Annotated in this window: 14 protein-coding genes; 10 read left to right on the top strand and 4 right to left on the bottom strand. The window is 71.8% G+C overall.

Features of this window, described 5'->3' with window-relative positions; genetic code table 11:
- A partial coding sequence (locus NQ160_RS10340) for an alpha/beta fold hydrolase (protein WP_257515158.1) occupies positions 1-652 on the bottom strand: 652 nt, incomplete at its 3' end.
- 263 nt (positions 653-915) lie between these two features.
- On the opposite strand from NQ160_RS10340, the gene NQ160_RS10335 reads away from it, so the two are divergent.
- The 4 genes from NQ160_RS10335 (at position 916) to NQ160_RS10320 (ending at position 3,470) form a co-directional block, all read left to right on the top strand.
- Positions 916-1,506: an isochorismatase family protein gene (locus tag NQ160_RS10335; RefSeq protein ID WP_257515157.1), complete on the top strand. Its 591-nt coding sequence runs from the start codon at positions 916-918 to the stop codon at positions 1,504-1,506.
- 160 nt (positions 1,507-1,666) lie between these two features.
- Positions 1,667-2,200, top strand: a complete 534-nt coding sequence (locus NQ160_RS10330) for a flavodoxin family protein (RefSeq protein WP_257515156.1) — start codon at positions 1,667-1,669, stop codon at positions 2,198-2,200.
- 78 nt (positions 2,201-2,278) lie between these two features.
- Positions 2,279-3,100, top strand: coding sequence for a class II aldolase/adducin family protein (locus tag NQ160_RS10325; protein ID WP_257515155.1), 822 nt, complete (start codon positions 2,279-2,281; stop codon positions 3,098-3,100).
- A 73-nt stretch (positions 3,101-3,173) separates the two neighbouring features.
- Positions 3,174-3,470 carry a DUF1905 domain-containing protein gene (locus tag NQ160_RS10320; RefSeq protein ID WP_257515154.1) on the top strand — a complete coding sequence of 99 codons (297 nt, stop codon included), beginning with the start codon at positions 3,174-3,176 and terminating at the stop codon, positions 3,468-3,470.
- A 58-nt stretch (positions 3,471-3,528) separates the two neighbouring features.
- Here NQ160_RS10320 and NQ160_RS10315 read toward each other — a convergent pair whose 3' ends face one another.
- Positions 3,529-5,181, bottom strand: a complete 1,653-nt coding sequence (locus NQ160_RS10315; RefSeq protein ID WP_257515153.1) for an ABC1 kinase family protein — start codon at positions 5,179-5,181, stop codon at positions 3,529-3,531.
- A gap of 150 nt (positions 5,182-5,331) precedes the next feature.
- Here NQ160_RS10315 and NQ160_RS10310 point away from each other — a divergent pair, with 150 nt between their 5' ends.
- Positions 5,332-6,138: an alpha/beta fold hydrolase gene (locus NQ160_RS10310; protein WP_257515152.1), complete on the top strand. Its 807-nt coding sequence runs from the start codon at positions 5,332-5,334 to the stop codon at positions 6,136-6,138.
- Between the two features lie 28 nt (positions 6,139-6,166).
- Here NQ160_RS10310 and rox read toward each other — a convergent pair whose 3' ends face one another.
- Positions 6,167-7,594, bottom strand: a complete 1,428-nt coding sequence (rox, locus tag NQ160_RS10305; protein ID WP_257515151.1) for a rifampin monooxygenase — start codon at positions 7,592-7,594, stop codon at positions 6,167-6,169.
- Between the two features lie 220 nt (positions 7,595-7,814).
- On the opposite strand from rox, the gene NQ160_RS10300 reads away from it, so the two are divergent.
- Both NQ160_RS10300 and NQ160_RS10295 read left to right on the top strand, forming a co-directional pair.
- Positions 7,815-8,432, top strand: coding sequence for a mismatch-specific DNA-glycosylase (locus tag NQ160_RS10300; RefSeq protein WP_257515150.1), 618 nt, complete (start codon positions 7,815-7,817; stop codon positions 8,430-8,432).
- Positions 8,433-8,434: 2 nt separating this feature from the next.
- A complete protein-coding gene (locus NQ160_RS10295) occupies positions 8,435-9,136 on the top strand; it encodes a M23 family metallopeptidase (protein ID WP_257515159.1) in 702 nt (233 codons plus the stop codon).
- A gap of 35 nt (positions 9,137-9,171) precedes the next feature.
- On the opposite strand, the gene NQ160_RS10290 is transcribed toward NQ160_RS10295, so the two are convergent.
- A complete protein-coding gene (locus NQ160_RS10290; RefSeq protein ID WP_257515149.1) occupies positions 9,172-9,966 on the bottom strand; it encodes an alpha/beta fold hydrolase in 795 nt (264 codons plus the stop codon).
- A gap of 67 nt (positions 9,967-10,033) precedes the next feature.
- Between NQ160_RS10290 and NQ160_RS10285 the strand changes: the two genes are divergently transcribed.
- The 3 genes from NQ160_RS10285 (at position 10,034) to NQ160_RS10275 (ending at position 12,123) form a co-directional block, all read left to right on the top strand.
- Complete coding sequence (locus NQ160_RS10285; RefSeq protein ID WP_257515148.1) at positions 10,034-10,450, top strand: ribosomal maturation YjgA family protein; 417 nt, start codon at positions 10,034-10,036, stop codon at positions 10,448-10,450.
- 54 nt (positions 10,451-10,504) lie between these two features.
- A complete protein-coding gene (locus NQ160_RS10280; protein WP_257515147.1) occupies positions 10,505-11,500 on the top strand; it encodes an aldo/keto reductase in 996 nt (331 codons plus the stop codon).
- 116 nt (positions 11,501-11,616) lie between these two features.
- A complete protein-coding gene (locus NQ160_RS10275; RefSeq protein WP_257515146.1) occupies positions 11,617-12,123 on the top strand; it encodes a prepilin peptidase in 507 nt (168 codons plus the stop codon).
- Positions 12,124-12,343: the final 220 nt, after the last annotated feature.

Below are 12,343 nucleotides of genomic sequence, written 5' to 3'. Positions count from 1 at the left end.
CGTGCCGGGCGGCACGTCGCCGACGCCGGTCGGGCAGCCACATCCCGCGGTACCAGTTGAGCGCGCCGCGCAGCGCTTGCGGGCCCGAGAGGAATCGCTGGTATTCCTGAGCCAGGTCGGCGGGGAGCCCCGATGCGACGAGCAGCCGGGCGAGCCGAGGTCGCAGCAGCGCTTCGGGCAGCCACGGCAGCTGGAAGAACCCGATGTACAGCGACCGCAGCCCCTGCGCCGACGACAGCAGCGATCGCAGCATCGCGCGGGGGTGAGGGGTGGATAGCACCGTCAGCCCGGTGAGGCGGTGCGGGGATGCCGCGGCCATGCGCCATGCGACGAATCCGCCCCAGTCGTGGCCGACGAGATGCACGCGGTCGACGCCCAGGGCATCGAGCAGCGCGGTCACGTCGCCGACGACGTCGACCGCGCGGTAGTCGCGCCGCCGGCGAGGCCGCGCGCCCGGGGAGTATCCGCGCTGGTCGAAGGACACCACGCGGGCGCTCGCTGTTGTCAGCAGGGGCGCCACCGCGTCCCACGTGCGGCGCGACCCAGGGAATCCGTGCAGCAGCACTACGGTCGGGCCGTCGAGCGGTCCCGTGTCGGAGACGTCGAAGCGGAGGCTCCCGCGGCGGAAGTCGTGCAGGCGAGTCTGCGGCATCCTCCATCTTCATCGTCAGGCGCGGCCCGTGCACAGGGGGTTGCGTGGCGCGAGTGGCCGCGTACGGGTTCGGGGCGCCGCGCCGAACTGAGGGGATCTGCCCGGATGAGGGCGTCCTGGCCGAGGTCGCCCTCATTTCGACCGATCCCCTCATTCCGGAGCGCGCGTGGGTCGGCCATACCCCCTACGGGTGGCCGGATCCCGTCGCACCGTGACGGCTTGCCGCCTTTTCCGGCGGCGCCGCGCCCCGGCAGGATGAGGGCATGAGCCCGACCTCCGACACCGCCCTGCTCGTCGTCGACGCGCAGGAGTCTTTCCGGCAGCGCCGCGACGACTGGGCCGCCACCGCCAACCCGCGGGTCTTCGACAACATCGCCCTGCTCGTCGCGCATGCGCGCAGCGTCGGCGACAGCGTGGCGTGGGTGACGCATTCCGAGCCCGGCACCGGGGGAGTGTTCGACCCCGACTCCGGCTTCGTGCGGGTCGTTGCCGAGCTCGATCCCCGGGCCGACGAGATCCAGGTGACGAAGACCACCGTCAGCGCGTTCACCTCCACCGACCTGCAGCAGCAGCTCGCGGCTCGCGGCATCGGCCGGCTGGTCGTCTGCGGCATCCGCACCGAGCAGTGCTGCGAGACCACGGCGCGGATCGCGGGCGACATCGGGTTCGCGGTGGAGTTCGTGACGGATGCCACGACCACCTCGCCGATCCCGGCCGGTCCGGGGTACGCCGCGCTCGCCGGTGACGAGCTGATGCGGCGGACCGAGAGCGTGCTGGGTGGGCGGGAGTTCGCCACGATAACCTCGACCGCCCGACGCGTGCGCGACGTCGCGATCCGGCCACTATCGGCCTGATCCGCCCCGGTATATCCTGGCCGTAGATCGCGCCCGAGCGGTCTACGCGGAGGCGCGGCTGTCGTGAATGCGGTGCGGTGATGCCCGCCAGCCGACGTTGGTCAACGCGCGACTGCGCATCGACACGTCACCGAAGTGCGGCCCGACGAATGGAGCGGACATGAATGTGCTCGTGGTCTACGAATCCCTGTGGGGCAACACCGAGCAGATCGCTCGTGCTGTGGCCGAGGGGTGTGACCGCGGCGGCACAGTGCACGTCGTGGATTCGGATTCTGCGCCTACCTCGATCGAAGGGTTCGATCTCGTCGTCGTGGGGGGACCGACACACGCCTTCTCTCTGACGCGCCCGGCGACCCGCGCGGATGCCGTGCAGTCCCACTCGGCGCCTCACGCGCCGGACCGCGGCATCCGTGAGTGGCTGGATCAGCTCGACGCCCTGTCCTCGCCCGTTCCCGCCGCCGTCTTCGACACCCGCGTCGACAAGCCGCGTCTGCCAGGCTCTGCGGCCAAGGTCGCGCGAAGGGAACTGCGCTCACTCGGATTCGACACGACGTCCAAGCCCGAGACCTTCCGTGTCCGCGGATACGCGGGCCCGTTGCTCGATGGCGAGGTGGAGCGCGCCAAGCGCTGGGGGAGGGAAATGGCCGCCGCGGCATCCGGCAGCGCCGACAGCGGGTTGAAGGCCTCGCCATAGGGGGCGGCGAGTTGCAGCTGTGGTCAGACCATGGCTAGTCTTGAAACGATTCACCGGAATCGCGACAAGGGAGTGACCATGGCCATCGACCGTCCGACCATCGAGCAGTACCTCGCCAACATGGGCGCGGCCGGGCACCGTATCTGCGAGATCGACGCGAGCGAGGCCGGGGCCGGCAACATCTCGATCTGCCTCGACGAGCTTTCGCGCGTTCGTCAGCTCTTCCCGGTCTCCGAGCGCATCGAGCTGCCGCTGGCGGCGCCCGCCTTGGCAGGGCGCACGCTGCTCGTCACCGGATCGGGGCGGCGACTGCGCCAGATCGCCGAGAACCCGCTCGCTGCCATCGCGGCGGTGATCGTGGATGCCGACGGCGTGAGTGCCGAGATGCTCTCGTCGCCGCAGCGCCAGTTCGACGCGCTCACGAGTGAGTTCAACTCGCATCTCGCGGTGCACGACGATCAGGTCGGCCGGCGCGGGCTGGACTTCCACGCGGTGGTGCACGCGCAGCCGCCGCACCTGACCTACCTCAGCCACGTGCCGACGTATCGGGACACCGAGACGATGAACCGCCGCATCCTGCGATGGGAGCCGGAGTCGATCGTGGCCCTCCGCGACGGCATCGGCGTGCTGGAGTTCATGGTGCCCGGATCCGCCGAGCTCATGGCTGCCAACGTGCAGGGCCTGCGCGAGCACGAGATCGTGCTGTGGAGCAAGCACGGCGTCATGGCCCGCTCGGATCTGTCGGTCACCCGTGCCGTGGACCGGGTGGAGTACGCCGAGACCGGCGCGAAGTACGAGTACATGAACCTCACCGCAGGCGGCCACGGCGAGGGGCTGAGCGCGGACGAGATCCGTGCCGTGGCCGACGCCTTCGGCGTGACATCGCGCTGGGTCTCCTGACGCGTCCGGCGATCGGCTGACCGCGCCCCCCGGGGCGGCACACGTCCGCCTCCCCGGGGTGGAGACTGGGTTCGTGCACATCGAGTTCGACTCCACCGTGTTCCGGTGGGATGCCAGGCCCGAGACGTGGCTGTTCACCGACGTGCCGGAAGAGCTCAGCGAGGACATCCGCGAGGTGACCGGCCCCTTCACGCGCGGGTTCGGCGCGGTGCGGGTCGAGGCGACCGTGGGCGGCACGACGTGGCGCACGTCGATCTTCCCCAGCTCCTCCGGTCGCTACTGGCTGCCGCTCAAGCGCGCCGTCCGCGAAGCGGAGTCCTTGCATGAGGACGGCCCGGTGACGGTTCGCATAGAGGTCCTCGACGCGTGAGGGGTACTCGCGCGTCTGCGCGAACGAGAGCAGCCCTGCCGAGCGCCCGGCCGCGCCGTCAGTCCCGTCGTCGACGGGACGTCCACAGCAGGTAGCCGCTCAGGCTCGTGAACGCGGTGAGCACGGCACCGGTGATGGCGCGCTGCCACGTGCGCAGGCGGTTGTCGCGGCCCATCAGCTGGCCGATGCTGTTGATGAGCGCCGCCGTGATGATGCCGGCGACCACGCGGTTGCCGATGCGCTCGGCGCGGGCGAAGAGCGGGACGAGCTCTGTCGCGCGCAGGTGGACCTCGATGCCGTTGTCATCGACCGACTCGATCAGCCGGCGAAGACGCGTGGGCAACTCGAGCATGAGCGCACCGGCATCGATCGACGCGCGTCCCATGCGCTTGGACAGCGCCTCGAACGACAGCCGACGGCGGATGAGGCGGCGGGCGTAGGGCGTGAGCACCGCGTTCAGGTCGAACGCGGGATCTAGCTGCACGCCCACCCCCTCGATGACGACGAGCGTGCGCACCACGAGGGAGATCTCGTGCGGCAGCTGCAGGTGGCTCTCGCGGAGGATGCGGAGCAGGTCGGTGACCATGCGGGTGAAGTGGATGTCGCCGAGGGGCTTGTCGAAGTGCTGCGAGAGGAACGACGCCACACTCGCGCGCAGGGCTCGCCGGTCCACCGACCCCTGGGTGACGGACAGCTCGATCAGTGCGTTGGCGAGGGCTTCGGCGTCGCGGGTCCCCGTGCCGATGAACACATCGGCGAGCTGCTCGGCCAGTTCTTCGCTGAGCTCGCCGACCATGCCGAAGTCGATGAAAGCGAGCGTGCCGTCGGGGTGGACGAAGAGATTGCCGGGATGCAGGTCGGCGTGGAAGAACCGGTCCTCGAAGATCATCGTCAGCACGATCTTTCCGCCCGCCGCGGCGAGCGCGCCGGCGTCGATGCCTGCAGCATCCAGGGCTTGCCGATCACTCACCTTGATGCCGGTCATGCGCTCGAGAGTGAGCACGCGGGAGGTGGTGGTCTCCCAGAACACGCGAGGGATCATCACCCCGCGGCGTGCGGCGAAGTTCTGCGCGAACCGCTCGGCATTGCGGGCCTCGCGCAGGTAGTCGAGCTCCGCGCGCAGCGTGTCGGAGAACTCCTTCACGATGCCGGTGATGTTGTAGGAGCGGGCCAGTGACGACACCTTCGCCGCTCGGCCGGCGAGGGTGTTGATGATCTCGAGGTCGTCCTGCACCTGCCGGACCACCTCGGGGCGGCGCACCTTCACCACGACGGGCGTGCCGTCGCCGAGGGTCGCCGCGTGCACCTGACCGATCGAGGCGGATGCCATCGGGGTCCAATCGAACGACGCGAAGAGTTCCTCCGGGTCGCTGCCCAGCTCCTGGTGGACGGTCTCCCGGATCTGCTCGGCGGGCACCGCGGGTCCGGCATCCTGCAGCTTCGACAGCTCGGTGATGTAGGCCGGCGGCAGCAGGTCGGTTCGCGTCGACAGCAGCTGACCCAGCTTGATGAACGTAGGACCGAGGTCCTCGAGGACCAAGCGCAGCTGGGTCGGCGCGTCAGCCGGCGGCGCGGGCGGAGTGCCGGCTGCGGCCCGCCGGCGCGCGGGGAGGAACCGCGTGATGCCGAGCTCGCCGGCGAGGAAGTCCAGACCGTGCCGGGCGAGGGTGTCGGCGATCTCCTGATACCGGCCCAGCGGTGGTGGCTGCATCGCCCCATCATCCCGAACGGTCGTGCCCGCCGACAAGGGCGGCCGGACGTCCTTGTGTCGGCGCGGTGCCCGGGTGATGCTGTGGGCAGTCGATGCGGGCAGCTGTCGCCCCCGCTTCCCCCCCCCCGCTCGCTCTGGAGGTCGCCGCACGTGACGAAGGCCACGGTCGAGAGCGGGGAATGGCCCCCCGGCATCTCCTTTCTGCGCCTCGGGTCGGGCGCGGCGCTGGTGTACCTCCCCGGACTGTCCGGCAGCCCGCACCTGCCGTCCGGCGCGGGGCTGTGGATGCAGGGCCGGCTGCTGGCGCCCTTCGCGCGGCGGCGTGAGGTGGTGTGGCTGCATTGGTCCGAGGGTCTGGAGCCGCCGGTGTCGATGGCGCAGATCGCGGCCAGGTCGGCGGCGGCGATCGCGTCGCACCTTCCCGCGCCGGTCGACGTGGTGGGCGTGTCGACTGGGGGGAGCGTGGCGCTGCAGCTGGCGCTGGACCACCCGCACCTCGTCCGCCGGCTGGTCGTCGTCTCCGCGGCCTATCGCCTGAGCGACCACGGCAGGCTGGTGCAGCGAAGCCTCTCTGCCGCGGTGCACACGGGTCACACCCGGCGTGCCGGCGCGATCATGGCGGCGGAGGTCGCGGCATCCACGCCCGCGGCGGTCGTGTTCGGCGCGGCGGGGTGGCTGATGGGACGCAGCACGTTCGCCCACGCGGGCGCCGAGCTGCTCGCGGTCATCGAGGCCGAAGACGACTTCGACGTGGGGGAGCGGTTGGCAGAGATCGCCGTGCCGACGCTCGTCATCGGGGCGGAGCGCGACCGCTTCTACTCGCCGGAGCTCTTCCGCGGCACCGCCGAGCGCATTCCCGGTGGCTGGGCGATCGTGTACCCCCGGGCTGGGCACCTGGGGACCACGCTGCACCGGCGGTACCACCGGGATGTGCTGGCGTTCCTGGACGGTCGTTGAGCGAGCGCAGCGAGACGAAACGCGCCGCTCATCCGGTCGGCTCCCCGAACCAGCGCGTCAACGCCCGGTCGAGCCCGGCGGCGTCCTCACCCCGCCACGCGATGTGGCCGTCCGGGCGCAGCAGGACCGCCGCGGCATTCATCTGGGCGCTGCGGTCGACCACGAGATCGACGCGATCCGACCAGCCCGTGGCATCCAGCTCGCCGGTGGGGTCCAGCAGCAGCCCCCGCCCGTCGCGCATGCGCTCGTACAGGCGGCCGTGCGTGAGGGCGACGTCCCGCTGGCGCCCGCCGATCTGCGGCGCCGGGTCGCCGACGTCGTATCGGATGCCGATGGCCGTGATCTTCTCGATCAAGCGACGGTTGACCTCGGGGATGGTCATCAGCTCGGTCATCAGGCGGCGCACCGCCTGCGGGCCGGAGGCTGTCAACGTCAGCTCGCTCTGCGCGCGCGTGAGGGAGAGCACATCGTCGGCAACGGGGCGGCGCTCGGACTCATAGGTGTCCAGGAGGTGTGGTGGCGCCCAACCGCGCAGCTCGGCGGCCAGCTTCCAGCCGAGATTGACGGCGTCCTGGATGCCGAGGTTGAGGCCCTGGCCGCCGAGGGGAGGGTGCACGTGGGCCGCATCGCCCGCCAGCAGCACGCGCCCGACGCGGTAGCGCTCGGCCAGCCGCGTGGCGTTGCCGAAGCGCGAGAGCCAGCGCGGGGAATGCGCGCCGAAGTCGGTGCCCGCGTGGCGGCGCAGCTGTGCGCAGAACTCGCCGAGCGTCGGCGGCGTGGTGCGGTCTTCTGCGACGCCGTCGGCGGGGACGACCACGCGGTAGCGGCCCTCGCCCGAGGGGCCGGCGCCGAACCCGCGCTGCGTCCGCCGCACCTCGGCCGTCACCGCTGCCACGGTCCCGGGCGGGGCGGTGAGCTCCATCTCGCCCAGCAGCCACTGCATCGTGGCGGGTTCGCCGGGAAAGCCGATGCCGGCCAGGCGACGCACCGTGCTGCGCCCGCCGTCGCACCCGACGGCGAACCGCGCACGCAGTGATGTGCCTTCCGTCAGACCCATCTCGATGCCGTCGTCGTCCTGCGTCAGCGCGACGACGGTCGAGCCGCGCCGGATGTCGGCGCCCAGCGCGGCGGCGTGCTCGGTCAGCAGGCGATCAGTCAAGGGCTGCGGAATGCCGAGGATGTAGCCGTGGGCGGTGTCGAGGTCCTCCGGCCAGGGGCTGTCGATGCCGGCGAAGTACCCGCCGATCCGGTACTGCGTGCCGTGCGCGAGGAATCGGTCCAGCAACCCGCGCTGGTCGAGCAGCTCGACGCTGCGCACATGCAGCCCGAGCGAGCGCACCTGCGGCGACGGGGCGTCGTCCTTTTCGAGAACGACCACCCGAACGTCGTGAAGCCGCAGCTCCGCCGCGAGCATCATGCCCGTCGGTCCGCCGCCCACGATGATCACGTCGAACATGACACGCCCCCTGCTCCCGGCTGCCCACCCCGGCTGCCGCCCTGACTGTCCGCCCCGGCTGGCCCGCAGCATCTGGCCCGTAGTATCTGGCCCGCAGCGGCGAGGCCGCCCATCCTGCCCCCGCGAGGGGGTCTTGCCGCAAGCCCCCGTCGGCCCGATATCCTGGACATGGCAGGGAGAAGTCCCTGCCATCGTCGTATCGGGAGACAGCCGGCCGGACATGGGCTTCACGCGCGAGCAGCTGCAGGCGTTCCGCGACACGAGCGTGCCCGACCTCATGCCGCCGCACCCGCGATTGGTGTTCGTCGGCATCAACCCGGGGCTGTGGACCGCGGCGACCGGCGTGCACTTCGGTCACCCCGGCAACCGGTTCTACCCGGCTCTCTTGGCCGCCGGCATCCTTCCCCGCCTCCCGCGCATCGCCGACGACGGCATGCCGCCGCGCGATCGCGACATGCTGCTGAACGCCGGTATCGGCATCTCGAATCTCGTGCCGAGGGCGACGGCGCGCGCCGATGAGCTGTCGCGCGAAGAGCTGCGGGCGGGCGCCCGGCGGCTCGAGACGGATGCCGCGGGGTGGGGTGCCGCGGTGATCGCCATCGTCGGCATCACCGCCTACCGGCAGGGTTTCGGCAGGCCACGCGCGACGGCGGGGCGGCAGAGCGAGACGCTCGGCGGTTCGCAGCTGTGGGTGGTGCCGAACCCGAGCGGTCTCAACGCGCACGACACCGTCGCCTCGCTCGCCGCGGCGTATGCCGAGCCGGCGCGGGCGGCGGGCCTCGACGTCGGCGGCGCTGGCGCTGGCGCTGTCGCTGCCGGTGCGGGTGGGGGGCGGTGAGCATGTCGCCGGCGGCGGGCTCCGCCCGTGCGCCGGTGCTGCTGGCGCTGCCGTTCGAGGGGCGATGGCTGGTGCAGAACAGCCCGGCCCGGCGCGTCCCGAGTCACGGCGTGGATGTGCTGGGTCAGCGATACGCGATCGACTTCACCGGGGTCGACGAGCGCGGGCGCACTGCGTCGGAGTGGGGGTGGGGAACGATTCTGTCGACCGAGCCATCCGAGCGGTTCGTCGGGTTCGGCAGGCCGATCCTCGCGCCCGTCGACGGCGTGGTGGTGAGCGTGCACGACGGCGAGACCGATCATGAGGCGCGTCGCTCGCAGCTCGCGCTGGTGGCGTACGTCGCGGGGCAGGCGGGGCGCCTGCGGGACGGCCCCGCGGCGGTTGCGGGGAATCATGTCATCGTGCGTGACCGCGTGAGCCAGGCGTTCGTCGCGCTGGTGCACCTGCGGGCCGGGTCCCTGCAGGTGCGACCGGGCGACGAGGTGGTGGTGGGGGAGCAGCTCGCCCGGTGCGGCAACTCGGGCAACTCGACCCAGCCGCACGTGCACGTGCAGGCGATGGACAGCGACGACCTCCGCGTCGCGCGGGGGCTGCCCATCGCGTTCGCCGCGTACCGGCAGTGGGGCCCGAAGGGCCGCGGCATCCGCGACGTCGCCCGCGGCATCCCCGACGAGCGCGCGATCGTCGCCCCTGTTCCCGAGTGAGTATTCGCGGCCTCGAGTGAATACTCACTCGGCGGTCACGCGCGGAGGAACGCGACCCCGGCCTGACGGAAGTCGCGGGAACCCGGCGCGTTGACGTGGGTGCGCCCCGGGATCTCCACGAACGTGCCCTGCGGCGCCGATGACGCCAGCCGCCGCGACTCCTCCAGAATCGGATCCTCGCTCCCGGTGGCGAACAGCACCGGCTGCGTCGGCGGCGACGCCGGGTCGGGGTCGCTGTCGCCCAGCCGCATCCCCTCGGCGAGCGCGACGAGGGCCTGCAGGTCGTTGCTGGACACCCGCTCCGCCAGCGAGATGTACCGGCGAGTCACCTCATCCTCCACCGGCCGCCCGTCGTCCAGGTACGCCTTCACCTGGGCGATCTGCATGCGCGCAAGCGGTCGGCCGTCGGGGATGCCGCCGAGCACCGCGCGCTCGATCCGGTGCGGAACGTCCACCGCCGCCTGCCAGCCGACGCGACCACCGAGCGAGTACCCCACGTAGCGCACGGAGTCGAGCAGATACGTGTCCAGCACCGTCACGAGGTCGGTCACCAGGCCTGTCATCTCATACGATCCCGGGGCGTGCGGCTTGTCGCTGGCCCCGTGCCCCCGCTGATCCACCGCGAGCACCCGCAGCCCCGCCGCGAGCAGGTCCCGCACCCATCCGGTGGCCACCCAGTTGTCGCGGGTGCTCGATCCGAACCCGTGCACGCACAGCACGGTCGGCGCGGTCTCGTCGCCCCACGTGTACGTCGCGAGGCGGTCGCCCTCGGCCGTCATCACGAATTGCGGTGCGGGCAGGCGTGTCAGTCCGGCGGGTGCGGCATCCATACCCCGATCCTTCCGCATCGCGCACGCCGCGGCATCTGTCCGCACCTCAGCCCATTACAGTGACCGGATGCCGCGTCCCGCCCGCCGTCGCCTGCTCTCCGCCGGCCTGCTCGCGGCGACGATCATCACGGGACTCGCCGTGCACCGCTGGGCGCCCGACACTGCCGCATCCGACATCGCGGGGGACGCGCTCTACGCGCTCGCCGCCTACCTCGGGCTCGCGATGCTGGTCCCCGAAGCGCGCCCACGGGTCCTCGGGCTGGTGGCAGCGGCGTGGTGCACCGCCGTGGAACTGCTCCAGCTGACCGGCCTCCCCGAGCGCCTCGGCACCACCTTCCCGCCCGCGATGCTGCTGCTCGGCACGGTCTTCGACGTCAGGGACCTGCTGGTCTACCTGCTCATGGTCGCGCTGGCGATGGCCGTCGACGCCGCGCTCCTCGCGGCCTCGGGTCGGCAGCAGCCACGCCGCGCCCCGTCAGGGTAGCCGCGCCGGGCGGCGCCGCAGCGTGGCATTCTGGACAGGTCAAAAGGAGCACTCATGCAGCAGCGTCCTCTCGGTCGCACCGGTCGGTCCATCTCGGCAATCGGACTCGGAACCTGGCAGCTCGGCGCCGACTGGGGTGTCGTCGACGAATCCGACGCCCGGCAGGTGCTGGCGGCATCCGTCGACGGGGGAGTGACCCTCTTCGACACCGCCGACGTCTACGGCGACGGCCGCAGCGAGACTCTCATCGGCGGGTTCCTCGCCGACCGGCCCGGTCACGGCATCACGGTCGCAACCAAGATGGGGCGCCGCATGGCGCAGGAGCCCGAGAACTACACGCCCGAGAACTTCCGCGCCTGGACCGACCGCTCCCGCGCGAACCTTCGGGTCGACACCCTGGACCTCGTGCAGCTGCACTGCCCGCCCACCGAGGTCATCGAGGCGGATGCCACCTACGACGCCCTGGATGCCCTCGTTGCCGACGGCACGATCGCCGCGTACGGGGTGTCGGTGGAGACCTGCGCGCAGGCCCTTGCCGCCATCGCACGCCCCAACGTCACCAACGTGCAGATCATCGTGAACCCCTTCCGGCTGAAGCCCCTCGACGAGGTGCTGCCGGCGGCGGCGGATGCCGGCGTCGCGATCTTCGCCCGCGTGCCGCTGGCCTCGGGCCTGCTGAGCGGCAAGTACACGGCCGCGACCACCTTCGCCGAGAACGACCACCGCACGTACAACCGTCACGGCGAGGCGTTCGACCGCGGCGAGACGTTCTCGGGCGTGGACTACGACACCGGGCTCGCGGCCGTCGCCGATCTCACGGCGGCACTGCCCGAGGGCGTGTCGCTGCCGGCGGCATCGCTCGCCTGGGTAGCATCCCGCCCGGGTGTCACCAGCGTCATCCCCGGCGCGCGCAATGTGCGCCAGGCGTCCTCGAACGCGGCCGCCGCGGCCCTGCTCGAGCCGGGCGCCTTCGACATCGACGCGTTCGACGCCGCCGTGCACGCGGTGTACGACCGTCACCTGCGCGCCGACATCCACCCGCTCTGGTGACTCGGCGCCGCTGAGCTTGCGGCCCGCGGGCCTACGGGCCCGCTGGCCGCCGCGCCTCCCAGCGCCCCTGTGGATCACGCCCGCGGAGCCCCGGCGCAAAGCCATACGCTGGCGCCGTGTCGGGACTCCGGGTGATGTGGGAAGCCACGCCGCTCGTGGTCGCGCCCCTCGCAGTCGCCTACGCGCTGTTCGCCGCCGCGACCGTCGCGCTCACCGTGGTCGACCTGAGGAGCCACAGGCTTCCGAACGCACTCGTCCTTCCGCTGTACCCGCTGATCCTCGTGCTGTTCGCGCTCGCCGCCCTCGCCGCCGGCGACGGGGCGCCGCTGGTCACGGCCCTCCTCGGCGGCGGGGTGCTGTTCCTCCTCTACGCCACCCTGCGGGCGATGGGTGGAGGCGTGGGAGGCGGCGACGTGAAGCTGGCCGGTGTCGTGGGTATGGTCCTCGGGCACGCGGGGTGGCCGGCGGTGCTCATCGGCACCGCCGCCGCATTCGTCCTGGGGGGAGCGGTCGCGCTCTTCCTGCTGGCCACCGGGCGGGCCACCCGCACCACCCGCATCGCTTTCGGTCCTTACCTGCTCGGCGGGGCGTGGCTCGCCCTCGCGGCATCCATCGCCGCATGAACCGCAACCTTGCGCACGCGCCCCGCGCTCCGCCGGGACCCCGCGCTTCCATGCCGGCCCGGGCGGCGTCAAGTCCGGCGGGCCGCCGCGCCACGCGGCTAGGGTGACGGCATGAGCGAACCGAACGCCGTGCAGAAGGTCATCGCCTGGGCGCTGTCGAAGAAGCCCGTGCGCGCCCTGCTGCTCTACGTCGAGCACCGCGGCCCGGTCCTGGCCGACA

It is taken from the genome of Microbacterium sp. zg.Y909 (genome assembly GCF_024626565.1).
The sequence above is the reverse complement of the archived record's forward strand: the minus strand, read 5'-3'. Positions and strand labels throughout refer to the sequence as shown.

Bases quoted from the DNA above. Each gene is read 5' to 3' on its own strand.
- NQ160_RS10325 (WP_257515155.1), top strand. From the start codon at position 2,279: ATGGCCATCGACCGTCCGACCATCGAGCAGTACCTCGCCAACATGGGC.
- NQ160_RS10300 (WP_257515150.1), top strand. From the start codon at position 7,815: ATGGGCTTCACGCGCGAGCAGCTGCAGGCGTTCCGCGACACGAGCGTG.
- rox (WP_257515151.1), bottom strand. From the start codon at position 7,594: ATGTTCGACGTGATCATCGTGGGCGGCGGACCGACGGGCATGATGCTC.
- NQ160_RS10285 (WP_257515148.1), top strand. From the start codon at position 10,034: ATGCCGCGTCCCGCCCGCCGTCGCCTGCTCTCCGCCGGCCTGCTCGCG.
- NQ160_RS10330 (WP_257515156.1), top strand. From the start codon at position 1,667: ATGAATGTGCTCGTGGTCTACGAATCCCTGTGGGGCAACACCGAGCAG.
- NQ160_RS10295 (WP_257515159.1), top strand. From the start codon at position 8,435: ATGTCGCCGGCGGCGGGCTCCGCCCGTGCGCCGGTGCTGCTGGCGCTG.
- NQ160_RS10290 (WP_257515149.1), bottom strand. From the start codon at position 9,966: ATGGATGCCGCACCCGCCGGACTGACACGCCTGCCCGCACCGCAATTC.
- NQ160_RS10335 (WP_257515157.1), top strand. From the start codon at position 916: ATGAGCCCGACCTCCGACACCGCCCTGCTCGTCGTCGACGCGCAGGAG.
- NQ160_RS10280 (WP_257515147.1), top strand. From the start codon at position 10,505: ATGCAGCAGCGTCCTCTCGGTCGCACCGGTCGGTCCATCTCGGCAATC.
- NQ160_RS10315 (WP_257515153.1), bottom strand. From the start codon at position 5,181: ATGCAGCCACCACCGCTGGGCCGGTATCAGGAGATCGCCGACACCCTC.